The 24,910-nt window shown below is 73.4% G+C and carries 23 protein-coding genes, 1 tRNA gene and 1 riboswitch; of the genes, 10 read left to right on the top strand and 14 right to left on the bottom strand.

What is annotated here, in order from left to right; all coding sequences use genetic code 11:
- Positions 1 to 2: 2 nt before the first annotated feature.
- The 6 genes from J3P38_RS15545 to J3P38_RS15520 form a co-directional block, all read right to left on the bottom strand.
- Complete coding sequence (locus J3P38_RS15545) at positions 3 to 842, bottom strand: SGNH/GDSL hydrolase family protein (protein WP_210439868.1); 840 nt, start codon at positions 840 to 842, stop codon at positions 3 to 5.
- Positions 843 to 1,020: 178 nt separating this feature from the next.
- Positions 1,021 to 1,296, bottom strand: a complete 276-nt coding sequence (locus J3P38_RS15540) for a MoaD/ThiS family protein (RefSeq protein WP_210439867.1) — start codon at positions 1,294 to 1,296, stop codon at positions 1,021 to 1,023.
- Positions 1,297 to 1,310: 14 nt separating this feature from the next.
- Positions 1,311 to 2,594 (bottom strand): threonine synthase, encoded by a 1,284-nt coding sequence (gene thrC / locus J3P38_RS15535; RefSeq protein WP_210439866.1) that lies wholly within the window; start codon positions 2,592 to 2,594, stop codon positions 1,311 to 1,313.
- A 10-nt stretch (positions 2,595 to 2,604) separates the two neighbouring features.
- Positions 2,605 to 2,743: riboswitch (SAM riboswitch) on the bottom strand.
- A 121-nt stretch (positions 2,744 to 2,864) separates the two neighbouring features.
- On the bottom strand, positions 2,865 to 3,704 hold the full coding sequence (otsB, locus tag J3P38_RS15530; RefSeq protein WP_210439865.1) for a trehalose-phosphatase: 840 nt from the start codon (positions 3,702 to 3,704) through the stop codon (positions 2,865 to 2,867).
- 55 nt (positions 3,705 to 3,759) lie between these two features.
- On the bottom strand, positions 3,760 to 4,245 hold the full coding sequence (locus J3P38_RS15525; protein ID WP_307807949.1) for a LytR C-terminal domain-containing protein: 486 nt from the start codon (positions 4,243 to 4,245) through the stop codon (positions 3,760 to 3,762).
- 101 nt (positions 4,246 to 4,346) lie between these two features.
- The gene (locus J3P38_RS15520; RefSeq protein ID WP_210439863.1) at positions 4,347 to 4,640 is read right to left on the bottom strand and encodes a DUF3263 domain-containing protein; all 294 of its coding nucleotides are present in this window, start codon (positions 4,638 to 4,640) and stop codon (positions 4,347 to 4,349) included.
- Positions 4,641 to 4,830: 190 nt separating this feature from the next.
- Here J3P38_RS15520 and J3P38_RS15515 point away from each other — a divergent pair, with 190 nt between their 5' ends.
- Complete coding sequence (locus J3P38_RS15515; RefSeq protein WP_210439862.1) at positions 4,831 to 6,273, top strand: alpha,alpha-trehalose-phosphate synthase (UDP-forming); 1,443 nt, start codon at positions 4,831 to 4,833, stop codon at positions 6,271 to 6,273.
- A 33-nt stretch (positions 6,274 to 6,306) separates the two neighbouring features.
- Here the strand turns inward: J3P38_RS15515 and J3P38_RS15510 are convergent, their stop codons facing one another.
- The 4 genes from J3P38_RS15510 to J3P38_RS15495 form a co-directional block, all read right to left on the bottom strand.
- A complete protein-coding gene (locus tag J3P38_RS15510; RefSeq protein ID WP_210504294.1) occupies positions 6,307 to 7,869 on the bottom strand; it encodes an FMN-binding glutamate synthase family protein in 1,563 nt (520 codons plus the stop codon).
- A 58-nt stretch (positions 7,870 to 7,927) separates the two neighbouring features.
- Entirely contained in the window at positions 7,928 to 8,713 is a 786-nt protein-coding gene (locus J3P38_RS15505; RefSeq protein WP_210504293.1) for an anti-sigma factor, read from the bottom strand.
- A complete protein-coding gene (locus tag J3P38_RS15500; protein WP_210439859.1) occupies positions 8,700 to 9,290 on the bottom strand; it encodes an RNA polymerase sigma factor in 591 nt (196 codons plus the stop codon). Before J3P38_RS15500 ends, J3P38_RS15505 begins: the two co-directional genes overlap by 14 nt.
- An 80-nt stretch (positions 9,291 to 9,370) precedes the next feature.
- Positions 9,371 to 10,009 (bottom strand): fasciclin domain-containing protein, encoded by a 639-nt coding sequence (locus tag J3P38_RS15495; protein WP_210439858.1) that lies wholly within the window; start codon positions 10,007 to 10,009, stop codon positions 9,371 to 9,373.
- A 97-nt stretch (positions 10,010 to 10,106) separates the two neighbouring features.
- Between J3P38_RS15495 and J3P38_RS17930 the strand changes: the two genes are divergently transcribed.
- From J3P38_RS17930 to pdxY, 6 genes are all read left to right on the top strand, one after another.
- On the top strand, positions 10,107 to 11,237 hold the full coding sequence (locus J3P38_RS17930) for an alpha/beta fold hydrolase (RefSeq protein WP_246850065.1): 1,131 nt from the start codon (positions 10,107 to 10,109) through the stop codon (positions 11,235 to 11,237).
- The gene (locus J3P38_RS17925) at positions 11,234 to 12,592 is read left to right on the top strand and encodes an MFS transporter (RefSeq protein ID WP_307807948.1); all 1,359 of its coding nucleotides are present in this window, start codon (positions 11,234 to 11,236) and stop codon (positions 12,590 to 12,592) included. Before J3P38_RS17930 ends, J3P38_RS17925 begins: the two co-directional genes overlap by 4 nt.
- A complete protein-coding gene (locus tag J3P38_RS15485; protein ID WP_210439857.1) occupies positions 12,589 to 14,013 on the top strand; it encodes a pyridoxal phosphate-dependent decarboxylase family protein in 1,425 nt (474 codons plus the stop codon). The genes J3P38_RS17925 and J3P38_RS15485 overlap by 4 nt, the downstream gene beginning before the upstream one ends.
- Positions 14,010 to 14,732, top strand: a complete 723-nt coding sequence (locus tag J3P38_RS15480; RefSeq protein ID WP_210439856.1) for a uracil-DNA glycosylase — start codon at positions 14,010 to 14,012, stop codon at positions 14,730 to 14,732. Before J3P38_RS15485 ends, J3P38_RS15480 begins: the two co-directional genes overlap by 4 nt.
- A gap of 96 nt (positions 14,733 to 14,828) precedes the next feature.
- Entirely contained in the window at positions 14,829 to 15,602 is a 774-nt protein-coding gene (locus tag J3P38_RS15475; RefSeq protein ID WP_210439855.1) for a dioxygenase family protein, read from the top strand.
- Between the two features lie 33 nt (positions 15,603 to 15,635).
- Positions 15,636 to 16,499, top strand: coding sequence for a pyridoxal kinase PdxY (gene pdxY / locus J3P38_RS15470; RefSeq protein WP_210439854.1), 864 nt, complete (start codon positions 15,636 to 15,638; stop codon positions 16,497 to 16,499).
- Positions 16,500 to 16,508: 9 nt separating this feature from the next.
- On the opposite strand, the gene J3P38_RS15465 is transcribed toward pdxY, so the two are convergent.
- Positions 16,509 to 16,584, bottom strand: a tRNA-Thr gene (locus J3P38_RS15465).
- 49 nt (positions 16,585 to 16,633) lie between these two features.
- Between J3P38_RS15465 and J3P38_RS15460 the strand changes: the two genes are divergently transcribed.
- Together J3P38_RS15460 and J3P38_RS15455 are read left to right on the top strand one after the other, a co-directional pair.
- Positions 16,634 to 18,478, top strand: coding sequence for a glycoside hydrolase family 13 protein (locus J3P38_RS15460; RefSeq protein WP_210439853.1), 1,845 nt, complete (start codon positions 16,634 to 16,636; stop codon positions 18,476 to 18,478).
- Positions 18,479 to 18,489: 11 nt separating this feature from the next.
- A complete protein-coding gene (locus J3P38_RS15455) occupies positions 18,490 to 19,698 on the top strand; it encodes a DUF4032 domain-containing protein (protein WP_210439852.1) in 1,209 nt (402 codons plus the stop codon).
- A 22-nt stretch (positions 19,699 to 19,720) separates the two neighbouring features.
- Here the strand turns inward: J3P38_RS15455 and J3P38_RS15450 are convergent, their stop codons facing one another.
- The 3 genes from J3P38_RS15450 to cysS are packed head-to-tail and all read right to left on the bottom strand — an operon-like array spanning position 19,721 to position 23,602.
- Positions 19,721 to 21,235 (bottom strand): metallophosphoesterase, encoded by a 1,515-nt coding sequence (locus J3P38_RS15450; RefSeq protein WP_210439851.1) that lies wholly within the window; start codon positions 21,233 to 21,235, stop codon positions 19,721 to 19,723.
- A 7-nt stretch (positions 21,236 to 21,242) separates the two neighbouring features.
- Positions 21,243 to 22,199 (bottom strand): 23S rRNA (guanosine(2251)-2'-O)-methyltransferase RlmB, encoded by a 957-nt coding sequence (rlmB, locus tag J3P38_RS15445; RefSeq protein ID WP_210439850.1) that lies wholly within the window; start codon positions 22,197 to 22,199, stop codon positions 21,243 to 21,245.
- Between the two features lie 2 nt (positions 22,200 to 22,201).
- A complete protein-coding gene (cysS, locus tag J3P38_RS15440) occupies positions 22,202 to 23,602 on the bottom strand; it encodes a cysteine--tRNA ligase (RefSeq protein ID WP_210439849.1) in 1,401 nt (466 codons plus the stop codon).
- Positions 23,603 to 23,702: 100 nt separating this feature from the next.
- Between cysS and J3P38_RS18465 the strand changes: the two genes are divergently transcribed.
- The gene (locus J3P38_RS18465; RefSeq protein ID WP_210439848.1) at positions 23,703 to 24,905 is read left to right on the top strand and encodes a peptidase C39 family protein; all 1,203 of its coding nucleotides are present in this window, start codon (positions 23,703 to 23,705) and stop codon (positions 24,903 to 24,905) included.
- Positions 24,906 to 24,910: the final 5 nt, after the last annotated feature.

The raw sequence follows: 24,910 nt of genomic DNA, 5'->3' as shown, positions 1-24,910 counted from the left end.
CCCTAGCCTGACCCACCCACCCCCGGTGCGTGGTGCCCGAACGGCACCGCCTCGACCACGCCGAGCGCTGCGAGCACCGACGGCAGCATCGCCTTGGCGGTGCGCTTGTAGCCGTGGGCGCTCGGGTGGAACCGGTCGAGGCTGAACATCTCCTCGGGATTCGTGATGAAGAACGGACCGACGACGTGCGCGAGGGAGACGACCCGCGCGCCGTGCTCGAGGGCGACGCCGCGCTGTGCGTCCGCGAGCTGGCGCGAGGCCCGCGACCCGAGCGCGCGCAGGGGCTGCGGCACCGGCCGCAGCGCGCCCAGGTCGGGGCAGGTGCCCACGACGACCTCGGCCCCGAGGGCGCGCAACCGGTCGACGGCGTCCGCGAGGTGGCGCACGGACTCCGCGACCGGCACCCGGTGGGTGACGTCGTTGCCGCCGACGACGATGACGGCCACGTCCGGGCGGTACGTCCCGGGCAGCGAGGCGAGCTGGGCGGCGAGCATGCTGCTCTCCGAGCCGACCACCGCCGCCGTGCGCAGCCGCACCGAGCGACCCGCGTGCTCGGCGATGCCGCGGGCCAGGCGACTGCCCAGCGTCTGCTTGGCCCGCTCGGCGCCCAGCCCCGCGGCGATCGAGTCGCCGAGGACGAGCAGGTCCACCGGCGCCCCGTACTTCTTCTTGTAGTGCTTGTCCGCGGAGGGGGCGACCTCGCCGAGGGGCTTGCCGATGGCCCGTCGCGCCTGCGCAGCCTGACGGTGCAGCAGCTCGCGGGCACCGTACGTCGTCCCGCCCGCGAGGCCGCCGAGGACGGCCAGCGCGAGGCCGGCCCTGGTCAGGTGCTTGCTTCCCACCCCGCCTGTGAACCACACGTCGTTGAACGTGCGCGCAACCCGCGGTGTCCGCCGACCCAACGGGGCGTCACACCTGGGCACGGGTGCACACGACGCGCCCCCGCGCGTCGGCCAGCTCGGCGCCGGTCGCGGCAACGCCGCCGTGGTCGACGTACGCGCTCCCCCGGCCGCCGGGGGGTCAGCCGCCGGCGACTGCCGGGATGACCGAGACCTGCACGCCGTCGGGCGTCGGGGTCGCGAGGTCCTCGAGGAACCGCACGTCGTCGTTGCCGACGTAGACGTTGACGAACCGGCGCAGCTGGCCCGCCTCGTCGAGGATCCGCCCCTTGATGCCGGCGTAGCTGGCGTCGAGGTCGTCGAGCACGGCGGCGAGGGTGTCGCCCTCGGCGCTGACCTCGGACTGGCCGCCGGTGTAGGTGCGCAGGATGGTGGGGATCCGGACGGACACGCTCATGCTGGGTTCCTCCTTCACAGGACGCCGGACGCGACGAAGGCGTCGTAGCTAGGGGCGATGGTGGCGGCGGGACCGACCCGGTCGGCGACCGCGTCCAGGGTCTTCAGGCCCATGCCGGTGTTGATCACGACGGTCTCGAGGGACGTGTCGAGCTGGCCGGTCTCGACGAGCTTCTTCAGCACGCCCACGGTGGTGCCCCCGGCGGTCTCGGTGAAGATGCCCTCGGTGCGGGCCAGGAGCAGGATCCCCTCGCGCACCTCGTCGTCGGTGATGTCCTCGACGGCACCACCGGAGCGGCGGCAGATGTCGAGGACGTAGATGCCGTCGGCGGGGTTGCCGATCGCCAGGCTCTTGGCGATGGTGTCGGGCTTGACGGGCCGGATCGCGTCGGTGCCGGCCTTGTAGGCCACGGAGACCGGCGAGCAGCCGGTCGCCTGGGCGCCGAAGACCCGGTAGGGCTTGTCCTCGACCAGGCCCAGCCGGATCAGCTCCTGGAAGGCCTTGTCGACCTTGGTGAGCTGCGAGCCGGACGCCACGGGGATGACGATCTGGTCGGGCAACCGCCAGCCGAGCTGCTCGGCGATCTCGTAGCCGAGGGTCTTCGAGCCCTCGGCGTAGAAGGGCCGGACGTTGACGTTGACGAACGCCCACCCCTCCTCCTCGCCGGCGATCTCCGAGGCGAGCTTGTTGACGTCGTCGTAGTTGCCCTCGACCGCGACGAGGCGGTCGGTGTACACGGCCGAGTTGACCTGCTTGGGCTTCTCGAGGTTGCTCGGGATGAAGACGACGGTCCGCATCCCGGCGCGGGCGCCGGCGGCGGCGACCGCGTTGGCCAGGTTGCCGGTCGAGGGGCACGCGAAGACCTTCGCGCCGAGCTCCCGGGCGGCGCTGAGGGCGCACGCGACCACGCGGTCCTTGAACGAGTTGGTCGGGTTGGTCGAGTCGTCCTTGACCCAGAGCCGGTCGATGCCGAGCTCGCGGCCGAGGTTGCGCGCCTCGAGCAGGCGGGTGAAGCCCGGCTCGGTGTTGGGGCTCTGCTCGATGTCGGTCGGGACGGGGAGCAGCGCCTTGTAGCGCCAGATGTTCGCGGGACCCGCCGCGATCTCCTCGCGGGTCACCGACGGGAAGTCGTAGGCCACCTCCAGCGGCCCGAAGCACTCCGGACAGGCGTACGACGGGCCGAGGGCGACCTCGTGCCCGCACTCCCGACAGGCGAGTGCGCGGGCGTGCCCGAAGGCGCCCTCGCGCAGCCCCTTCGACGCCGTGGCGGTCGTGGTGTCGTCCAGCAGGGTGCTCATGAAGTCCTCCTTCTCATCTGTCCCCGCGACTCTCGCGTGGGTCGGATTTGGCACCTGCTCCCGTGACTGCCGGAGGTGTCCGGACAGGAGGCTCACGGGTGGTTGCCGGGACTTCGACGGGCCGTTCCCTCAGTCCCTCGTGATGAGCACGCCCAGCCTAGGCGGGGCGTCTCACGATGCGCACACCGAGTCCACGATGTGATCGGGCCGCGTCCGCTGCGTGGGCGACCCGAGGGACGCCTGGGGGGACGGCTGCGCGGCCCGCGGCGGTCAGCGGCCGGCGAGGGGCGCGGGAAGCCGGCCGAGCAGCTCGACCATCCCGGCCGGACCGTCGACGACGACGTCGGCGAGCCGCACCAGGTCGGGCTGCTCGTGCGAGGCGGAGCAGACGACGAGTCCGGGCAGGCCGTCGGCACGCAGCTCCCGGACCGCCTCGAAGGCCGCGATGTCACCGAGGTCGTCACCGCCGAAGACCACGCCGGAGGCCTCCTGCTCGGCGACGAAGGTCCGCAGGGCCGCGCCCTTGTGCATGTCGCCGGAGCGCACCTCGATCACGTTGCGCCCCGGCTCGATCGTGAGGTGGTGGCGCTCGGCGAGGGCGGTGAGCGGCTCGACCAGCCGGTCGAAGGCCCCGGCGGGGTCGTCCATGCGCCGGGTGTGCACCGCGACCGCGAGGCCTTTCTCCTCGACGTGGGCCTCAGCGGCGCCAGCACCGCGCAGCACCGACGGCAGCTCGCGCTCGAAGCTGGCCAGCCCCGCGGGCGGCCGGGGCGAGCGGATCCGCTGCTCGGTCGCCGACCAGCGCTCGTTGCCGTACTGGCCGAAGACGAAGAGCTCGGCGCCGCGATCGAGCATCGCGTTGCCGAGCGCGTCGAGGTCTCCCATGGCGATCGCCTGGCGTGCCGGTCGGCCCGTGATCACCGCGACGGCGCGGACCGCCTCCGCGAGCTCGAGGAGCGCGCCCGGGGCACCGGGGTGCAGGCGCGCGGCCTCGGGGTCGTCGACGACCGGGGACAGCGTGCCGTCGAAGTCGAGCCCGACGACCGCACCGGCGAGGACCTCGCGCAGGGCGTCGTAGTGAGCCCGCGCGTCGTCGGAGGTGAACTCCATGGGGCTCAGCCAACCACGCCGCGCGGGGGGACGCCGAACCGCCTCGGGCCCTCGGCTACCGCGGGGCGTCGGCGGTGAGGATGACGGTGAGCCGGTCGCGCTTCATCACCCCGACGGCCGGCGCGGTGCGCTTGATGCCGAGGTCGAGGGCGAGCTGCTTGCCGGCGGCCTCGAGCCGGGGCGGGAAGTAGACCGTGCTCGTCGGGATCAGGCCCGTCCAGTTGTCGTCGCCCACCACGGCCCAGCCGACACCGGTGGCCTTGGCCGCGGTGGCGGCGGCGAGGCCCTGGATGCCCGAGTTGTTGTAGACCTCGACGTAGACCTCGCCCCGCTCGACCTGCGGCTTCGGCTTCGGCTTCGGGGGCGTCGTCGTCGCCGGCGACGGCTCGGCCTCCCCGCTGGGCGTCTGGTCGGCGCTGGCGATCGTCGCGGTGTCGACGCGACGCTCGGTCGGGGCCTGCTCGCGGGTGGCCACGAACGTGATCGACGCCATCGCGACGGCGAGCACCGACAGCATGACGAGCGGGGACGGGAAGGCCACGCCCTGCTCGTCACGGGGACGGCGGCGCGGGCGAGGGTCAGGACTGGGGAAGGAGGTCATGGGGAAGGTGACCAATCGTGAGTGGGCGGGTCTCGCTCGGGTCAGATCTCGAAGCCGAGGCGGCGGGCGGAGCGCTGCCTCTGGCGGGAGGCGCGGAGCCGGCGGAGGCGACGGACGAGCAGGGGGTCGGCCTCGAGCGCCTCGGGGCGGTCGATGAGGGCGTTGAGCACCTGGTAGTAGCGGGTCGAGGACATGTCGAACTTCTCGCGGACCGCCTGTTCCTTGGCGCCGGCGTACTTCCACCAGTGCCGCTCGAACTCGAGGATCTCGCGATCGCGCTGGCTGAGCCCTGCAGCGGGCTCCTGCTCGGCGGCGACGTGCTTCGCGGCGTCCATTGCGTCTCCTTCTCGACCCCAGGTCCACCCGTGACCGGGGGGACCGCCGCCAGTCTAGGCGACGAACGACAACGATGTCATTCGTCTCCGGCGAGTCGTCTGGACACACCGAGCGGGGCCCTCGGGCGGCACGGACGCGACGCACCGCGGGGTGACTCGCGGCTCGGACAGGATCGTTAGGGTGGCGGACGTGACCCGACCACCGCAGGCAGACCTCGTCATCGTGGCCAACCGGCTGCCCGTGGACCGCGTGCACCAGCCGGACGGCTCGGTCTCCTGGCGCCCGTCCCCCGGCGGCCTGGTCACCGCGCTCGAGCCGGTCCTGCGCGCGAACGACGGGGCCTGGATCGGCTGGCCGGGCTCGGCCGACGACGACGAGTTCGAGCCGTTCGTCGAGAACGGGCTCTCCCTGATCCCGGTGGCGTTGACCGCGCAGGAGGTCGAGGAGTTCTACGAGGGCTTCTCCAACGGCACGCTCTGGCCGCTCTACCACGACGTCGTCGCCAAGCCGGAGTTCCACCGGGAGTGGTGGGACGCCTACGTCGCGGTCAACCGGCGCTTCGCCGACCGGGCAGCCGAGGTGGCGGCCGAGGGCGCGACGGTCTGGGTGCAGGACTACCAGCTGCAGCTCGTGCCGCAGATGCTGCGGGCGCAGCGTCCCGACCTCCGCATCGGCTTCTACCTGCACATCCCGTTCCCGCCGGCCGAGCTGTTCTCCCAGCTGCCGTGGCGGCGCCAGATCCTGGAGGGGCTGCTCGGCGCCGACCTGATCGGCTTCCAGCTGCCGGGTGCCGCGGCGAACTTCGTGCGCCTCGTGCGCAGCCGGGTCGGCCACAAGACCCACCGCGACACGATCTACCTCCCCGACGGCCGGCCGGTGAAGGCCACCGCGTTCCCGATCTCCATCGACACGGCAGGCTTCGAGGAGCTCGCGCGGTCCGAGGCGGTGACCGCGCGTGCCGCCGAGATCCGGGAGGCCCTCGGCGACCCCAAGGTGATCTTCCTAGGCGTGGACCGGCTCGACTACACCAAGGGCATCTACTCCCGCCTGCGCGCCTTCGGCGAGCTGGTCCGCGACGGCCACCTCGACGTCGAGGACGTCGTCTTCGTGCAGGTCGCGACGCCCTCGCGCGAGCGCGTGGAGCAGTACCGGATCCTGCGCGACGACATCGAGCGGCTCGTCGGACGCATCAACGGCGACCACGGCCTGATCGGGCGTCCGGCCATCCACTACCTGCACAGCTCCTTCCCGCGCGAGGAGATGGCGGCGTTCTACCGGGCGGCCGACATCATGGTGGTCACGCCGTTCCGCGACGGCATGAACCTCGTCGCCAAGGAGTACGTCGCCTGCCGCTTCGACAACCACGGGGCCCTGGTGCTCTCGGAGTTCGCCGGCGCGGCGCAGGAGCTGCGCCAGGCGTGGCTGGTGAACCCCTACGACATCGACGGCATGAAGGCGACCCTCCTCGAGGCGTACGCCGCCGGCGCGAAGGAGACCGGGCGCCGGATGCGGGCGATGCGCAAGACGGTCGTGCAGAACGACGTCGCGAAGTGGGCGCGCGACTTCCTCACCGAGCTCGAGACGCTGCCCGACCACCACGACAAGACGGTGCGCACGACCCCTGCAGTCTGACGCGTACGCCGCTCAGGCCGGTCCTGGGCGACCTCAGGCCGGGGTGCGCTGCGACGGCTCGGTCTCGTCCTGGGCGGTCATCAAGGCCTCGATCTCCCGCACCAAGTCGGGGCCCAGCCGCGGCCAGGAGGGGTCGTAGCCGTAGATCTCGGCGAGGCCGACCGCCGAGCGGGTGCCGTCGACGATGTCCACGTCGCGCGGGGCGATGAGGCCGGGGTGCACGACGCCGATCGCCTCCGAGACCTTGAGCAGGTCGCGCCGCAGCGAGCGGATGTAGTTCGCCGCGCGCACGCTCTTGAGGCTCACGTCGAGGCCCCGGGTGTAGCGCGGGTTCTGGGTCGCGACACCGACCGGGCAGTGGTCCGTGTGGCACTTCTGCGCCTGGATGCAGCCGATGGACAGCATCGCCTCACGGCCCACGCTGACCATGTCGGCACCCAGCGCGAAGGCGACGACGGCGTTCTCGGGGATCCCCAGCTTCCCGGCCCCGATGAAGACGACGTCGTCGCTGAGCCCGGCGGCCGCGAAGCGCCGGTAGACCTCGCTGAACCCGATCCGGAACGGGTAGGCGACGGAGTCGGCGAAGATCATCGGCGCCGCACCGGTGCCGCCCTCCCCGCCGTCGATGTTGACGAAGTCGACGCCGCGGGTGCCCGATCGCATCGCCTCCACGAGCTCGTCCCACATGGTCGGGTTGCCCACGGCGGACTTGATGCCGACCGGCAGCCCGGTCGCCTGGGCGACCGACTCCACGAAGTCGAGCATCGAGTCGATGTCGTGGAAGACCGTGTGGCGGCTCGGCGAGGCGCAGTCCTTGCCCTCGGGGATGCCCCGGATCTCGGCGATCTCCCGGCTCACCTTCTCCCCCGGCAGCATGCCCCCGAGGCCCGGCTTCGCACCCTGGCTGAGCTTGATCTCGATCGCGCGCACCGGCGCGGACTGCACGACGTCGACCAGCCGGGCCATGTCGAAGCGGCCGTGCTCGTCGCGGCAGCCGAAGTAGGAGGTGCCGATCTGGAAGACGATGTCGCCGCCGTGGCGGTGGTGCGGGGACAGCGCCCCCTCCCCGGTGTTCTGGAAGCACCCGGCCATCGCCGCACCCTTGTTCAGCGCCTCGATCGCCTTGCCGGACAGCGAGCCGAAGCTCATCCCGGAGATGTTGACCACTGAGGTGGGGCGGAAGGCGTGCGCACGCCCCCGCGACGCGCCCATCACCTTGGCGCACGGCAGCACGATCTCCTCCTGCGCGTGCGGCATCGTCGCGGCGCCCGGACCGGTGAAGGTGCGGTGCTTGATGATCGGGTAGCCCTCGACGCGCTCCACGTCGTTGTCGGTGCCGAAGCCGAAGTAGTTGTTCTCCAGCTTGGAGCTGGCGTAGATCCAGCGCCTCTGGTCACGACTGAACGGCCGCTCCTCGTCGTTGCTGGTGACGATGTACTGCCGCAGCTCCGGGCCGAATCTCTCGACCCAGAAGCGGGCGTGCCCGACGACGGGGTAGTTGCGCAGGATCGCGTGCTTGCGCTGCACCAGGTCGTGGGCCGCCGTGGCGGCGGCTGCCGCCGCCGTGCCGCCGAGGATGCCGTACCTCCACCTCATCCCTCGTTCCTAGCCCTCGCGCCGGCCGTTGTCGAGAGCGCCCCGTCCCGAGGGAGGGTCAGGTGAGCTCGCCGCGGGCCAGGCTCACGCCCGAGTGCCTCGGGTCGCCGTCCTCGGGCTCGACGGAGATGTCGACGATGCGGTAGCCGTCGTCGATGAGGCCCCGCGGCACCTGGAACTCGCCCTCGTCGCCCGAGGCCAGGACGCCGAGCGCGACCATGCGCGTGCCGTCGACGTTGATGAGCCACACCTCGCGGAAGCCGTCCTCGTCGCCGAGGGCGCGTGCCTCCACCCGGAGCGTGAGGGTGTCCTCGGAGCGTACGGCGCGCGCCTCGCCACGCAAGTCGTCACTGTCGAGCGCGGTGAGGTCGGCGGCAGCGACCACCGTCGCCAACTCCTCCCGCGGCTCCGGGTCTGCGACGCTCAGGCGGCCCAGCCCGAGGCCCGCGACCAGCGCGACAGCGGCGGCCAGGCCCGCTGCCCATACCGGCACGCGACCGGCACGACGGTCGGGCCGGCGAGCAGCCGGCGGCGGACCCGGCACGGGCTCCTTCGGCAACGGCGTCACGGGCGCCGAGGGGCCGTCCCCGTCGCCGTCGTCCTCGCGGCGGGCCCCGCGGTCGTTGCCGTCGTCGTCGGAGCGCAGGTGCGCCAGCACCCGGCCGCGGACGCCTGGCGGCGGCGCGATCAGGTCGGTCGCGCCGGCGAGGCCGCGTACCTCCGCGAGCGCCGCCACCAGGGCGGCGCACTCCGCGCAGTCAGCGACGTGCCGCCGCACCGTCTCGGGGGCGTCGTCGTGCTCGAGCGCGAGCGCGGCGAGCTCCTCGATGTCAACGTGCGACATGGGCCCGCACCCCCTCGAGCTGGTGGTGGATCTGGACGAGACCGCGCCGAACGTGGCTCTTGACTGTGCCGAGCGGCAGGCCGGTGCACGCGGCGATCTCGGCGTGGCTGCGCTCCTCCCAGAAGGCGAGGAACAGGATGGTCCGGCGCGGGTCGGGCAGGTCCTGGACAGCCTGCCGGACCACGAGCCTGTCGGCGAGGACCGCGTCCGCCGCCTCGCCGGAGGCGACGAGGCGGACCTCGGGCCGCGCCGCGGCCGCCGCGACCCGGTCGGCGTCGCGGGCGCGGGCGGCACGGGCGTCGGCGACCTTGTGCCGCGCGATCCCGAGGAGCCAGGCGGGCAGGGCCGACGGGCTCGGCGTCAGCGTGCGATGGCTCCGCCAGGCAGCCACGAACACCTGCTGGGTCACGTCCTCGGCGTCGTGGGGGTCCTGCAGGGCGCGTAGCGCGAAGGTGTGGACGAGGGCCGACCACCGGTCGTAGACCGCCTCGAGGGCGGACTCGTCACCTGCCACGAGGCGCGCGGCGACGGACTGCACGTCCTCGGGCTCGTCGGCCCCGCTGGCCTCGCTGACCACGACCACACCGTACCGGCGAGCCGATCGGGCGGGGAACGAGACGGCGGTCATCGTCGCCCCACCCGTCGGCTCCCGGCTCCTCAGAGGTCGATCGGGCGCAGCACCCGGTCGATCCCGTGGGCCACCTGCTTGTTGCCCTTGTTCAGGTCGAGCGCCTTCAGCACGACCGACGGGTCACGGTCGTTCTTGTCCCGGTCCTTGAGCGTGATGCTGAGGGACGGCTTCCTGCGGACGTCGACCTTGATCCTGCCGCCCTGCGCAGTGGTGAGCCTCGCCCCGTCCGACTTCAGCACCTTCGGGCTCGTCAGGGCCCTGCCCGGCACGACGTGGTAGAGCAGCACCGTCTCGATGGTGTCGACGCCGGCCAGCTCCACGAGCGCCCGGAAGATCTTCCTCTCGCTCGCGATGGTCCTGCCGGTGAGGTCCTCGGCGAGCAGGCGGAAGGCCTGGTCGGTCGGCGCGAAGACCGTCAGCCGCTGCGAGCCGTCGGCGAGGAGCGCGACCGGGCTGTCGGGCTTGGCGGCCACCACCGCGAGCGCGGCCTCGGTGACGATGTCGAAGTCGGACTTGTTCTTGTCGAAGGTGTTGCCGTCGGAGGTGAGCAGGGCGGCGAGGCTGTCCTCGCCGGTGGCCCGGGCACCGGCCGCGGGTGTGGCGGTCTGCACCGCGCCGAGGGCGAGGGCCGATGCGGCGAGGAGTGCGGGAACGCGTCGCTTCATGGGGAGTCCTTCCGTCTCGGGGCGCCTGGTGGCGTCCTGTCACCTCCTTCTCCGTCCGAGCCGCTCGACCGGATGCGGGTGCCCGTAGATTTCCGCCATGGACCTCATCCCCAGCCCCCAGCAGGTGGTTGCCGCGGCCGGGAACGTGGCGCACACCGTGCTCTACGGCGGTGTGGCCGACCTGCGGCCGATGCCGCGGACGCTGGTCGACGAGGGCGACCGGCGCGAGGTCTACCACTACCGGCCGGCGAGGGGCGTGGCCCCGGCGGGGGACCCCGTGCTCCTGGTGCCTCCGCTCGCCGCGCCGGCGCTGTGCTTCGACCTGCGACGCGGCTGCTCGCTGGTCGAGCACCTGGTCACGCAGGGCCGGCCCACCTACCTCGTCGAGTACGGCGAGGTCGCCCTGCGCGACCGCTCGCTCGGGATGGAGCACTGGGTCGACGAGGTCCTGCCGCAGGCCGTGAGGACGGTGCACGAGCACTCCGGCGACCGCGCGGTCCACCTGGTCGGCTGGAGCCTGGGCGGCATCCTCACCCTCCTCGCCGCCGCCGACCGGCGGGACCTGCCGATCGCCTCCGTCACGGTCGTCGGCTCCCCGGTCGACGTGACCCGGGTGCCGCTCGTCGCCCCCGCCAGGCCGCTGCTCGACCCCACCCGGGGAACGGGCGCCCTCACGCGGGCCTACCGCGCGCTCGGTGGCGTGCCGTCCCCGCTGCTGGGCCGGGTCTTCGCGGCGGCGGCGGTGGAGGCGGTCGCCAGGCCGCTCGTGCTGCTCAGCCACCTCGACGACACGGACCACCTGGCCCAGCTGGAGGCGGTCACCCGCTTCCGGGCGAACATGACGGCGTACCCGGGGCGGACCTACGGCCAGCTCTACCACCGCTTCCTCGCGGGCACCGCGCTCGCGCGCGGCAGCATGCAGGTGGGCGAGCGGACCGTCGACCTCGCCGACGTCGAGGTGCCGACGCTGGTCCTCGCCGGCAACACCGACGGCATCGCCCCGCTGGCCGCCGTACGCGCCGTGGTGCCCCTGCTGGCGGGGTCGCGGGAGGTGCGGTTCGAGATCGTGCCGGGAGGCCACCTCGGCACGCTCACCGGCCGCGGCGCCCGGGAGACGACGTGGCCGGTCCTCGACGAGTGGGTGGCGCAGTGGTCGGGGCCACCGCCGCCGGCGCGCAGGGGGCGATCCTCCGGCACGTCGTCGACGCGGCCGTCGGGTCGCCCGTGAGCACGGCCACCTCGCCGGGCGGGCCGACGTCGCTGACGCGCGGCGTGCGCATCGGCTACGGCACCGGGTCGGTCGCTACCGGTGCGTTCGGCACCGTCCCCGGCCTGATGCTGCTGCCCTTCCTCACCGACGAGCTCGGGATCGCGGCGCTGTGGGCCGGCGTGATCGTTTTCCTGCCCAAGGCGTGGGACGTGCTGCTCAACCCGGTGGCGGGTCGGGTCAGCGACCGCACGCTCGACCCCGCCGGACCGAGGCGGCCTTGGCTCGTCCGGGCCGGCCTGATGCTCGCCGGAGCCTTCGCCCTGATCTTCGCGGCCCCCGACCTGGGCGACCCGGCGCTGGAGGCGGCGTGGGTGCTCGTCTTCTTCGTGCTGGCCGCGTCGGCGTACGCCTTCTTCCAGGTGCCCTACGTCGCGATGCCCGCCGAGATCACCGCGTCCTACGACGAGCGCACCCGGTTGATGACGTGGCGGGTGGCCATCCTGGCGTTCACGATCATGCTCGCCGGGGCCACCGCGCCGCTGATCCGCGACGCGGTCGGCGGCCGCGACGGCTACCGGGTGATGGGCGTGGTGATGGCCGTGCTGATCGTCGCCGGCGTGCTCGGGGCGTGGTGGGGCACGCGGCACGCGCCGATCGGCGCGACGGTCGCCGGCGGAGGCTCCCTGCGCGACCAGCTCCGGATCGTGGCGCAGGCCAGGGACTTCCGGCTGCTGCTCACGACGTTCGTCCTGCAGGCGCTCGCGACCGGCTGCATGCTCGCCGGGGTCGACTACCTGGCGGGCGACGTGCTCGGCCGGCCGGGCGCGGCCACCGTCCTGTTCGTCTGCTTCGTCGGGCCGGCGCTGGTGCTGACGCCCGTCTGGGCGAGGTTCGGCGAGCGGGTCGGCAAGCGGCGCGGGTACGTCGTGGCGTCGCTGGTGCTCGCCGGCGGCGCCCTGCTGACCCTGCTCGCGCTGGGCGGCGACGACGTGTGGACGATGACCGGCACGGCGCTGGTGGGGGTCGGCTACGCCGGGTGCCAAGTCTTCCCGATGGCGATGCTGCCCGACGCCGCCGCCGTGGACTCCGCGCGCACCGGTGAGAACCGGGCGGGCGTCTACACCGGCGTCTGGACCGCCGGTGAGACCCTGGGGCTCGCCCTGGGGCCCGCGGTCTTCGCCGTCGCGCTCGCTCTCGGCGGCTACGTCTCCAGCGACGGCCGCGCGGTCGAGCAGCCCGGGTCGGCGCAGACCGCGATCGTGCTCGGCTTCTCGGTCGTCCCCGCCCTGCTGGTCCTGGCGAGCCTGTGGTGGCTGCGCCGCTACTCACTCGACGCCACCGAGGTGGCCGCCGCCGAAGGAGCCCTGTCGTGACCGACCTCATCGACCGGCTCAGGGCGCTGCAGCGCCGGGACCTGCCGGTGCACGGAGGCCGCACCCTCGCCTACGTCTACGACTCCGGCGACCCGGAGGTGGACCGGGTGGCCCGGGAGGCCGTCGCCGCGTACGCCGCGTCCAACGCGCTCGACCCGACGGCCTTCCCCTCGCTGCTGCAGATGGAGAACGAGCTCGTCGGCTTCGCCTGCGGCCTGGTCGACGCCCCGCCGTCCGCCGTCGGGACCGTCACCTCGGGCGGCACCGAGTCGATCCTGCTCGCCGTGCAGGCCGCCCGGGACAGCCGACCGGAGGTCCTCCGGCCGCGGATGGTGCTGCCCGCCACCGCGCACGCCGCCTTCCACAAGGCGGCCCACTACTTCGGCGTCGAGCCGGTCCTCGTGCCGGTCGGACCCGACTTCCGCGCCGACCCGCGGGCGATGGCCGAGGCGATCGACGACCGCACCGTGCTCGTGGTCGCCAGCGCGCCGTCGTACGCGCACGGGGTGGTCGACCCGGTGACGGAGATCGCGGCGGCGGCGGCCGCGCGCGGCGTGCGCTGCCACGTCGACGCCTGCATCGGCGGCTGGGTGCTGCCCTACGCCGCACGGCTCGGGCGTGAGGTTCCCCCGTGGAGCTTCTCCGTCGAGGGCGTCACCTCGCTCTCGGTGGACACGCACAAGTACGCCTATGCCCCCAAGGGCACCTCCGTGCTGCTGCACCGGGACGCGGCGCTGCGCAAGCCGCAGCTCTTCGCCTCGGCCGCCTGGCCGGGCTACACGATGCTCAACGCGACCACCCAGTCGACGCGTTCGGGGGGTCCGGTCGCCGGCACGTGGGCGGTGGTGCAGCACCTCGGCGACGCGGGCTACCTCGACCTCGCCGGTCGCGCGTTCGCCGCGGTCGACGCCATCGTGGGGTGCCTCGGGCGCGAGCCCGCGCTGCAGCTGGTCGCGCCGCCGGACTCGACGCTCGTGACCTTCAGCACCGACGGCTCGTGCGACCCCTTCACCGTGACCGACGAGCTGGTCTCCCGCGGCTGGTACGTCCAGCCGCAGCTGTCGCACGGCGACGGCGGTCCCAGCGTCCACCTGTCGGTGAGCGCCGGGACCCTGCCCCACGTGGACGACTTCGCGGCGGTCCTGCACGCCTCGGTGGCAGCCGCACAGGCGGCCGGGCCGGTCGCGGTCGACCCCGGTGTGGTGGCCTTCATCGAGGCGCTCGACCCGACGGCACTCGGCGACGACGACTTCGACGGCCTGCTGGCGGCCTCCGGCCTGGTGGGCGCGTCCGCCGACGGCGACCTCGAGCTGCCGACGCGGATGGCCGAGGTCAACGCGATGCTCGACGTCGCGTCGCCGGCGATGCGCGAGGCGCTGCTGGTGGCCTTCCTCGACCGCCTCCAGCGACCGGTCCGATGAGCTCCCGGTCGGGCGCGCTGGCAGGGCTGGTCGAGAAGGGACTCGTCGCCGCGGACTGGGCGGAGGCGCTCGCGCCGGTCGACGACCGGATCGCCGCCATGGGCCGCTTCCTGCGGGAGGAGGTCGCGGCCGGCCGGGGCTACCAGCCCGCGGGTGACCTGGTCCTCCGCGCCTTCAGCCGCCCGCTCGCGGACGTCCGCGTCCTGGTCGTGGGGCAGGACCCCTACCCGAACCCGGCGCACCCCATCGGGCTGAGCTTCGCCGTCGAGCGGCACGTGTGGCCGCTGCCGCCCAGCCTGGTCAACATCTACGTCGAGCTCCGCGACGACCTCGGCATCGTGCCGCCGCGGCACGGCGACCTCTCCGCCTGGGCCGATCAAGGGGTGATGCTGCTCAACAGGTCGCTGACCGTGCGTCCCGGCGACTCCAACAGCCACCGCGGCAAGGGTTGGGAGCCCATCACCGAGCGCGCGATCGTCGCCCTTGCCGAGCGCGGCGGCCCGTGCGCGGCCATTCTCTGGGGTCGCCACGCGCAGTCGCTCAAGCCGCTGCTCGGGCCGGTCCCGTCGGTCGAGTCGGCGCACCCGTCGCCGCTCAGCGCGCGACGCGGGTTCTTCGGCTCGAGGCCCTTCAGCCGGGTGAACCGGCTGCTGGAGGAGCAGGGGGCCGCGCCGGTCGACTGGTCGCTGCCGGCGTACGACGACGTCCCCCCGCGGTAGTCCACCGGGAAACGGTCGCGGAAGACCCCGGTCGCCGACCGTTTGCCGGTGGACTACCCGGGGCGTATAGTTGAAAGTCGGACTATCGAGGTGACCATGACCGACTCCATGCCTGCCCTCTACATCGGCCACGGGGCCCCGCCGCTGCTCGACGACCCCACGTGGTCCGGGCAGCTCGCGGCCTGGGCCCGCGACCTGCCGCGACCGAAGGCCGTGCTGATCGTCTCGGCGCACTGGGAGTCCGCGCCCGTGAGCCTGTCGGCCAGCGGCGCCCCGCTGGTCTACGACTTCGGCGGGTTCGCGCCGAAGTACTACGAGATGACCTACCGGACGCCGGACGCGACGGCGCTCGCCCAGCGGGTCGCCGCCATGATGCCGAGCGGGGAGCCGGTGCACCAGCACGCCTCGCGCGGGTTGGACCACGGGGCCTGGGTGCCGTTGAAGGTGATGTACCCCGAGGCCGACATCCCGGTCCTGCAGATGTCGCTGCCCACCGACGACCCGCACCGCCTGATGAGGCTCGGCGAGCGACTGCGCCCGCTGCGCGACGAGGGGGTGCTGATCGTGGGCTCGGGCTTCCTCACCCACGGCCTGCCGTTCCTCACCGAGTGGCGGATCGACGCCGCCGTCCCCGGCTGGTCGCGCGACTTCGACCTGTGGGCGGCCGACGCCCTCGCGCGCGGCGACGTCGACGCCCTGGCCGACTTCCGCGCCAAGGCGCCGGGCATGCCGTACGCCCACCCGACCGTCGAGCACTACACGCCCCTCTTCGTCACGCTGGGCGCGGCGACCACCGCCGACGAGCCGGGCACCCAGGTCATCGACGGCTACTGGATGGGGTTGTCGAAGCGGTCGCTGCAGGTCGCCTGACCGGCCCGGGGCCCGGGGGCTAAGGTCGAGGTCGTGCGCGTCCTCTCCATCCAGTCCCACGTCGCCTACGGACACGTCGGCAACTCCGCCGCGGTCTTCCCCCTCCAGCGGCTCGGCCACGAGGTCTGGCCGGTGCTGACGGTGAACTTCTCCAACCACACCGGGTACGGCGCGTGGCGCGGGCCGCTGATCGCCGCCGAGGACGTGGCAGCGGTGATCACCGGCATCGGGGAGCGCGGCGCCTTCGCGTCCTGCGACGCGATCCTCTCCGGCTACCAGGGCTCGCCGGAGATCGCCGACGTCATCGTCGACGCGGTGGCACAGGTCAAGGCGGCCAACCCCGCGGCGACGTACACCTGCGACCCCGTCATGGGCAACGCCACGTCCGGCTGCTTCGTCAACCCGGCGATCCCACCGAAGTACCGCTCCACGGTGATCCCCGTCGCCGACGTGCTCACGCCGAACCAGTTCGAGCTCGGCTTCATCACCGGCCGCGACGGCCTCAGCGGCCCCTCGTCGCTCGACGACGTGCTGTCGGCGGTCGAGGAGGTCCGCGACCTGGGCCCGTCGACGGTGCTGGTCACCTCGATGGACCGCGACGGCGCGCCCGCCGACGCGATCGAGATGCTCGCCGTGACCGCCGACGGCGCCTGGCTCGTCACGACCCCGCGGCTGCCGATGAAGGCCAACGGCTCCGGCGACATCACCGCCGCGCTGTTCACCGCCCATCTCGCCACCACCGGCTCACCCGCCGACGCGCTCGCCCGGACCGCCTCATCGGTGTTCGCCGTGCTGAAGGAGACCCTCGACTCCGGCGAGCGCGAGCTGCGACTGGTGGCCGCCCAGGACGCCATCGCCTCGCCGGCGTGCGAGTTCGAGGTCCAGCAGGTCCGCTGAGCGGCGGCGTGGAGCCGGTGACAGGATTCGAACCCGCGACATCTTCTTTACAAGAGAAGCGCTCTACCAACTGAGCTACACCGGCCTGCGCCTTCGGGCGCGGCGGCCATCCTAGGTGAGGGAGGATGGGGCGTGTGAGCCTCCTCCGCCAGCCCCACCACGACGGCTCCCCGCTCCACGTCTCCGACGAGGCACCGGCCCTCGGCGACACCGTCACGGTCCGGGTCCGCACGAGCACCGACGACCCGGTCGACGCGATCTGGCTGCGCACGACGTACGACGCCGAGCCGGTCTACCACCCGACCACGCCGACCACCGACGGCGCGACCACGTGGTGGGCGGGCCGGCTGCCGGTCCACAACCCCGTCACGCACTACCGGTTCCTGCTGGTCCGCGACTCCGCGGACGGCCGCGGCCGGCAGGAGTGGCTGACCGGCGCGGGCCTCGTGGCCCACGACCCCCCGGACGCCGCGGACTTCAGGCTCACGGCGCACCCCGCCGCCCCCGACTGGGGCCGCGACGGCGTCGTCTACCAGGTCTTCCCCGACCGCTTCGCCCGCTCCGCGGCCGCCGACGAGCGACCCGTCCCCGACTGGGCGCTGCCGGCCGCCTGGGACGAGGAGGTCGTGTTCGAGGGCAGCGACCCGCGCACCCCGATGCAGCTCTTCGGCGGCGACCTCGACGGCATCGGCGAGCACCTCGACCACGTCGACGAGGTGGGCGCCGACATCCTCTACACGACCCCGGTCTTCCCCGGGGAGAGCAACCACCGCTACAACGCCACCACCTTCACCGAGGTCGACCCGCTGCTCGGCGGCAGCGAGGCGTACGCCCGGCTCAGCGCGGCGGTCCACGCCCGCGGCTGGCGCATCCTCGGCGACCTCACGACCAACCACACCGGCGACACGCACGAGTGGTTCCTCTCGGCCGTCGACGACCCGCACGACCCGCACCGCTCCTTCTACCACTTCGAGGACGACGGCAGCTACGCGTGCTGGATGGGCCACGGCACGCTGCCCAAGATCAACCACGCCAACCTCGACGCCCGCCACGCGATGGTGGACGGGCCGAGCTCCGTCGTGGGCCGGTGGCTGCAGCCGCCCTACGACCTGGACGGCTGGCGCATCGACGTGGCCAACATGACCGGACGGCTCGGCGCCGTCGACGTCGCCCACGACGTGGCGCGGACCGTCCGCGCCACCGCGGCGGCGCTGCGCGAGGACCCGTGGATCATCGGCGAGCACAACCACGACGCCTCCGGCGACGTGGACGGCGACGGCTGGCACGGCACGATGAACTACTCCGGCTTCTCCTGGCCGGTGTGGTCGTGGCTGCGCGACCCCTCCTCCCCCGCCCGGCCGTTCGGCCGGCCCGTGCCGGTCCCCCGGCGCGACGGGCCCACGGTCGTCGAGACGTTCCGGACCTGGCAGGGCGCGCTCGGCTGGCGCGCGACGACGTCGAGCTGGAACCTCCTGGGCTCGCACGACTCCGCGCGCATCCGCACCGTCGTCGGCGGCGACGCCGCCGTGCACCGGGTCGCCGCCGGGCTGCAGTTCACGCTGCCCGGGGTGCCCATGGTCTTCGCCGGCGACGAGATCGGGCTCGAGGGCGTCAACGGCGAGGACGCCCGCCGCACGATGCCGTGGAACCGCCGCGACGAGTGGGACACCCGCACCCTCGCGACGTACGGCGACCTGGCGCGGCTGCGGCGGGAGCGCCCTGCCCTGCGCCGCGGCGGACTGCGGTGGGCCCACGTCGACGCCGACACCATCGCCTACGTCCGCGAGCACCCCGAGGAGGCCGTCCTGGTCGTGGTGCGCCGCGCGGCCGGCGCGTCGTTCACGCTGCCGCTCCCGGCGGCCCGCCACCTGCTGGGCACCGAGCCCGGCGGCACCGACCTGCCCGCCGGCCCCGACGGGGTCGAGGTGCCCGCGGCGGACGGTCCTCGGGCCGACGTGTGGGAGCTCGGCACGGAGTAGCGTGTCTGGGCATGGCCATGCGGATCGTCGCGAGCCGGCCCGACCCGGCGATCCTCGGCCTGCCGTGGGACACCCCGCTCGAGGAGTGGCCGGACGACATCGTGGTGCCGCTGCCGCGCGGACTGTCGCGGCACGTGGTGCGCATCGTGCGGCTGGGCAGCAACGTCTACGCGGTCAAGGAGACCAACGACGCGATCGCCTTCCGCGAGTACCGGATGCTGCGCGACCTGCAGCGGCTCGGTCTCCCGGCGGTCGTGCCGCAGGGCGTCGTCACGGGCCGGGAGGCCGAGGACGGCGAGGAGCTGCCGGCCGCCCTGTTGACCCGGCACCTCCGCTTCTCCCTGCCCTACCGCAGCCTGTTCAGCCGCGGCATGGACGTCGAGCACGTGCCGACGCTCATCGACGCGATCGTCGTGCTCCTCGTGCGCCTGCACCTCGCGGGCTTCTACTGGGGCGACGTGTCGCTGTCCAACGTGCTCTTCCGGCGCGATGCCGGCGCGCTGGCGGCGTACCTCGTCGACGCCGAGACCGGTGAGCTGCACGAGACGGTCGGCGACCGGCTGCGCGAGTACGACATCACGGTCGGCTGCGAGAACATCTTCGCCGAGCTGATGGACCTCTCGGCGAGCGGCGCGGTGAAACGGCCGATCGACGGCTTCGCGATCATCGGCCACCTGCGCGAGCGCTACGACGCCCTCTGGTCCGAGCTGACCGGACTCGAGGAGTTCCGTGCCGACGAGATGTGGCGCATCGAGAGGCGCGTGGAGCGGCTCAACGACCTCGGGTTCGACGTCGACGAGCTCGACATCGTCACCGACCTCGACGGCGACACCGTCCGGATCCAGCCGAAGGTGGTCGACCTGGGCCACCACGCGCGCGAGATCCAGGCGCTGACCGGGATGACCGTCGAGGACAACCAGGCGCGCCGGCTGCTCAACGACCTCAACTCCTACACCGCCCACCACGACCTGGGCCGGGAGGACCGCCACCTGGTCGCCAGCCGGTGGATGCACGAGGTCTTCGAGCCGATCATGGCGATGATCCCGCCCGACGCGACCGGCAAGCTCGAGCCGGCCGAGATCTTCCACGAGATCCTCGAGCACCGCTGGTACCTCTCCGAGCAGGCGGGCCACGAGGTCGACATCCACGAGACCGCCCGCGACTACATCGAGCGCTTCCTCACCACGCGCCCGGACGAGGCGATCGCGGGCCAGGAGTAGTCCAGGGCGGCGGGCGGGCTGCTCAGCCCGGCTCGACAGGGCTCCAGTCGCCCACCAGCCACGACCCGTCGGTGCGCAGCCGCACCCACTGGAGGCCCGTCGGACGCCCCTCGGCGTACGTCACCAGGGTGACGTCGGCGTCGCGCCGCGGCTTGCTGCCCAACGCGATGGCGTACGCCGCCCCGCCGGTGGTGCCGTTGGTCCAGGAGTAGCCCGTGCTGCCGTCCTCGCCGGTCACGGCCGTCGGACCGGCCTGCACGTGGGTGTGCCCGCCGAGGACGAGGTCGACGCAGCCGCGGGCGAGCACCTCGCGGCCGAGGTTCGCGTCGTGCACGAGCACCGTGCTCACCCGCTCGCCGTCCGCCGCGGCCGCGCAGGCCGCGTCGGCCAACCGGTCCCCGACCTCGGTGAAGCTCAGCCCGCTCTCGTCGCGCCAGCTGCCGAGCCCGCTGCTGCGCGGGTCGTCGACGCCGAGCAGCGTGCCGCCCCACGGCGCGTCGACCACCTCGCCGTCGAGCATCGTCCACCCCTGGTCGGCGAGGTACCCGCTGACGAACGGGCCGTGGTCGTGGTTGCCGGCGACGCCGAAGCGCTCCCAGTCCGCGAACGCGCCCTGCAGCGAGTCCAGGCTGAAGGCCTCCCACGGCTGGCCGGTCGAGGTGTCGTCGCCGGCGTCGAGCACCACCGTCGCGCCCGCGGCGTCCCCGATGGCTCGCGCGACCCGGTCCATGCCGATGTTGTCGTGGCGGTCGCTCACCAGCACGGCGACGGTCTCGTCGTCGGCGGGCACGCGCAGGCCCTGCGCGACCAGCCCCGCGGCCCCGTCGGCGGCCGCGGTGTAGAAGGCCTTGCTCTTGTCGTAGGTGTCGATCGCGCTCAGCACCAGCCGCTTGCTCTGCGTCGTCACCGGTCCGGTCCGCACCTCGATCCCGCGCACCTCGGCGGGCAGGACGACATCGGGCCCGGCAAGCTCGGCGAGGGTCTGCCACGAGCCCTGCTCCTCCTGGGTCTCCTCGTCGGAGTGCCACGGCTGCCACACCAGCACCGGCAGGACGAGCAGGAGGCCGAGGGCCACGACGCCCTCGCGGGTCCCGACCCCGCGGAACAGCTCGCCGCGCCGGTGCTGGCCGAGCAGCAGGTAGAACGCGACGGGCACCAGCCCCACGGCGAGTCCGCGGAGCGCGGCCGAGACGGCCATGTCGACCACCACGTCGCGCACCTTGTCGATCGGGGCCGTGGGGTCGCCCGCGATGAGGGCGTAGCGCTCGACGAGCTCCTCGATCGAGCCCACCTCGGTCTTGCCGAGCGTCAGGGTGACCCCGACCGGGGCCACGTCGCGGAACCGGAAGTCCGGCAGCAGCGGGCCGGTCTCGACCACCGCGTCGCGTGCCAGCGTGGGGCGCACGACGGTGTCGTGGCCGACGAGCACCACGGTGCGGGTGCTGTTGAGGAAGAGGGAGACCGCGACCGCCGTGCCGAGCAGCAGGCTGACGCCGGCCAGGGCGGCGGCCACGAGCAGCCGGCGCGGGAGGCTCATCCGCGGCTCATGCCAGGCGGGCCTGCGAGATCGCGTAGAGGGCGACCGACGCGGCCACGCCGGCGTTGAGCGACTCCAGCTGGCCGGCCATCGGGATCGACACGATCTGGTCGCACGTCTCCGTGACCAGGCGGCCGAGGCCCTTGCCCTCCGAGCCGACCACGACGACGAGCGGCCCCTCGGCGAGCCCGCCGGACGCGACGAGCTCCGGGAGCGTCAGATCGCCGTCGGCGGCCAGTCCGACCACCATGCAGCCGGCCTCCTGGTACGCCTTGAGCTGGCGGGTGAGGTTGACCGTCTGGGCCACGGGCAGCCGGGCGGCCGCGCCGGCGCTGGTCTTCCACGCCGAGGCGGTCATGCCGGCGGCGCGACGCTCGGGGATGAGCACCCCGTGCGCCCCGAAGCCGGCGGCCGAGCGGATCACCGCGCCGAGGTTGCGCGGGTCGGTGACCTGGTCGAGCGCGACGATGAGCGGCGGCTCCCTGTCGTCCTCGGCGCGCTGGAGGAGGTCGTCGGCGTGGGCGTACTCGTACGCCGGCAGCCGGGCGGCGAGGCCCTGGTGCACGGCGCCGCCGGTCATCCGGTCCATCTCGTTGCGGGTAACCTCGAGCATCGTCAGGCCGCGCTCGGCGGCGAGCCGGAACGCCTCGCGCATCCGGCCGTCGCGCTCGGCGCCCTCCGCGACGTACACGGCCGCGACCGGGACGCCGCCCTGGAGCAGCTCGACCACGGAGTTGCGCCCCGCCGCCCACTCGGCGTCGGCCGTCGTGCGCCGCTTCGGCCGGGCCCGCTCCTTCTCGGCACGGGCCGCCAGCTTGTGCGCCTTGTGGTAGGGCCGGTCCTTCGCCTTCGGGGTGGGGCCCTTGCCCTCGAGCCCGCGCCGGACGCGGCCGCCGGACCCGGCGGTGGGGTTGCCCTTGCCCGACTTCTTGATCGCGCCCTTGCGCTTGGAGTTGCCTGCCATGGTCACACGCTCCACTTCGGGCCGGTCGGGGTGTCCTCGACCTCGATGCCGGCCGCCTTGATCTGGTCGCGGATGGCGTCGGCGCGCGCCCAGTCCCGGGCCTCGCGCGCCGCCGTCCGCTCGGCCAGGAGACCCCTGACCAGGGCGTCGACCACGTCGGTCAGCCGGTCGTCGGAGCCGTCGGTGGCCCACGCGGTGTCCGCCGGGTTGAGGCCGAGCACGTCGAGCATCGCGATCACCTCGCCGAACGTCCGGCTCAGCGCGTCGGAGGCGCCGTCGGCGAGCAGCCGGTTGCCCTCGCGCACGGACTCGTGGATGACCGCGACGGCGGCCGGCGTGCCGAGGTCGTCGTCCATCGCCGCCACGAACGCGTCGGGCAGCGCCGCGAACCAGGTGCCGACGACCGGGGCGGCACGGTCGAGGAAGTCCTCGATCCGCCGGAACGCCCGCGCCGACTCCTCCAGCGCCTCGAAGCTGAACTCGACGTGCGAGCGGTAGTGCGCCGCGACCATGTAGTAGCGCAGCTCGATCCCCCGCACGCGCTGGAGCACCGACGGGATGAGCAGCGAGTTGCCCAGCGACTTGCTCATCTTCTCGCCGGCGGTCGTGATCCACGCGTTGTGCAGCCAGTAGGACGCGAACGGACGGCCCGCCGCACGGGACTGCGCCTGCTCGTTCTCGTGGTGGGGGAAGCGCAGGTCGACACCGCCGCCGTGGACGTCGAAGGCCGGCCCGAGGTACTTGCCGGCCATGGCGGAGCACTCGATGTGCCAGCCGGGGCGGCCGCGCCCCCACGGGGACGGCCAGGACGCGGTGCGCGGCTCGGTGCCCTCCTTCCAGCCCTTCCAGAGGGCGAAGTCGCGCGGGTCGCGCTTGCCGCGCGGGTCGGCGTCGCCGGCGGGCTCCATGTCCTCGACCCGCTGGCGGGTCAGCTCGCCGTACGACGGCCAGCTGCGGACGTCGAAGTAGACGTCGCCGCTGCCGTCCTCGGCGGCGTAGGCGTGCCCGCGGGCGATGAGCTGCTCGATGAGCTCGACGATCTCCGGCACGTGGCCGGTCGCGCCCGGCTCGTACGTCGGCGGCAGCACGTTGATCGCCGCCAGGGCGGCGTCGAGCTCGCGCTTCATCGCCGCCGCGAGGGCGTACCAGTGGACTCCCTGCTCCGCGGACTTGGCGAGGATCTTGTCGTCGATGTCGGTCACGTTGCGGATGAAGTCGACGTCGTAGCCGGTCGCGGTGAGCCACCGCCGGAGCACGTCGAAGTTGACCGCGGAGCGCACGTGGCCCACGTGCGGCTCCGACTGCACCGTGAGGCCGCACACGTAGATCCCCGCCCGGCCGGGGACCAGGGGGACGAAGTCGCGGGTCTCGCGCGTCGCGGTGTCGTGGAGCCTCAGAGTCACCCGGCAGAGTCTAGGTGCGCGGCCCGTGCAACACCGAAGTGAGCGGGACGGGCTGTGTGACTCATGGGACACATGGGAAATTCCGGGCTATCGTCGAGCAGTGCTCCGACGTGCTGCGGCCCTCTCCCTCCCCTTCCTCCTCGCGACCTCGCTCGTCCCGTCCGCGGGCGCTGCGAGCCCGGCGGACGCGCGCAAGCGGTCGACACCGCAGGTCGCACTGACGTCGTGGAGCAGCTACGCCGACCTCAAGGCCGGCAGGCGCGCGGGCCTGAAGCTCGGCCGCGGCCACGTCTCCCTGCTCGACCCGTCGCCGCGCACCGTGGCCGGCAAGGCCTACGAGGCCGGGACGTGGACGTCGCCCTGGGCGACGCCCGGGTTCGCCGCGACCGCGCTGGTCCCGAGCTGGGAGGCCACGACCCCGGGCCGCACCCTGGTGCGCGTCGAGGTCCGCGGGCGCGGCGCCGACGGCCGGACCGGCAGCTGGGACACCGTCGCCGACTGGTCGCGCACCAACCGCCCGGTGCCGCGCACCACCTACTCCGGACAGGCCGACGACCTCGGTCGGGTCAGCGCCGACACGTGGTTCGCCACCACCGCGGTCACCTCCTGGCAGGTGCGGGTGACGCTCATGCGGCCCCGCGGCGGCGCCCAGGCGGTCACCCTCGAGCGCGTCGGCGCGGTGGCCTCGCTCAACGAGACGGCACCGAGGCGCACGTCGGCCCCCGGTCCCGCCGCCGGCACGGTGCTGCCCGTGCCGACGTACTCCCAGATGACGCACAGCGGGCACTACCCGAAGTGGGGCGGCGGTGGCGAGGCGTGGTGCTCGCCGACCTCGACCGCGATGGTGCTCGGCTACTACGGCATCTCGCCGGCACCGGCGGGCATCGCGCCAGGGCATGCCGACGCCGTGGTCGACCACACCGCCAAGATGGTCTACGACCACGGCTACCGCGGCACCGGCAACTGGGCGTTCAACACCGCCTACGCCGCGACCCTGGTCGGCGGCGACAGCTACGTCACGCGCCTGCGCGACCTGCGCGAGGCCGAGGACCACATCGCGGCGGGTGTGCCGCTCGTGGTCTCGATCGCGTTCGGCCGCAACCAGCTCGCCGGTGCGCCGATCTCGGCGAGCAACGGCCACCTGCTGGTGGTCGTGGGGTTCGAGGCGGACGGCGACGTCGTCGTCAACGACCCGGCCGGCGCGAGCAACGGCCAGGTGCGGCGCACCTACGACCGGGCCCAGTTCGAGCGACTGTGGATCGCCGCGTCGGGCGGCACGGCGTACGTCATCCGCAACGGCTGAGCGGA

Origin of the sequence: Nocardioides xinjiangensis, from assembly GCF_017916455.1 — a bacterium.
GTDB lineage: Bacteria > Actinomycetota > Actinomycetes > Propionibacteriales > Nocardioidaceae > Nocardioides > Nocardioides xinjiangensis.
This window is presented reverse-complemented; position numbering and strand designations above follow the sequence as displayed.

Coding starts and splice junctions, on each gene's coding strand:
- J3P38_RS15495 (WP_210439858.1), bottom strand. CDS start 10,009: ATGAAGCGACGCGTTCCCGCACTCCTCGCCGCATCGGCCCTCGCCCTC.
- J3P38_RS17930 (WP_246850065.1), top strand. CDS start 10,107: ATGGACCTCATCCCCAGCCCCCAGCAGGTGGTTGCCGCGGCCGGGAAC.
- J3P38_RS15475 (WP_210439855.1), top strand. CDS start 14,829: ATGACCGACTCCATGCCTGCCCTCTACATCGGCCACGGGGCCCCGCCG.
- J3P38_RS15505 (WP_210504293.1), bottom strand. CDS start 8,713: ATGTCGCACGTTGACATCGAGGAGCTCGCCGCGCTCGCGCTCGAGCAC.
- otsB (WP_210439865.1), bottom strand. CDS start 3,704: ATGGAGTTCACCTCCGACGACGCGCGGGCTCACTACGACGCCCTGCGC.
- thrC (WP_210439866.1), bottom strand. CDS start 2,594: ATGAGCACCCTGCTGGACGACACCACGACCGCCACGGCGTCGAAGGGG.
- J3P38_RS15450 (WP_210439851.1), bottom strand. CDS start 21,235: ATGAGCCTCCCGCGCCGGCTGCTCGTGGCCGCCGCCCTGGCCGGCGTC.
- J3P38_RS15455 (WP_210439852.1), top strand. CDS start 18,490: ATGGCCATGCGGATCGTCGCGAGCCGGCCCGACCCGGCGATCCTCGGC.
- J3P38_RS15510 (WP_210504294.1), bottom strand. CDS start 7,869: ATGAGGTGGAGGTACGGCATCCTCGGCGGCACGGCGGCGGCAGCCGCC.
- J3P38_RS15540 (WP_210439867.1), bottom strand. CDS start 1,296: ATGAGCGTGTCCGTCCGGATCCCCACCATCCTGCGCACCTACACCGGC.
- rlmB (WP_210439850.1), bottom strand. CDS start 22,199: ATGGCAGGCAACTCCAAGCGCAAGGGCGCGATCAAGAAGTCGGGCAAG.
- J3P38_RS15520 (WP_210439863.1), bottom strand. CDS start 4,640: ATGGACGCCGCGAAGCACGTCGCCGCCGAGCAGGAGCCCGCTGCAGGG.
- J3P38_RS15480 (WP_210439856.1), top strand. CDS start 14,010: ATGAGCTCCCGGTCGGGCGCGCTGGCAGGGCTGGTCGAGAAGGGACTC.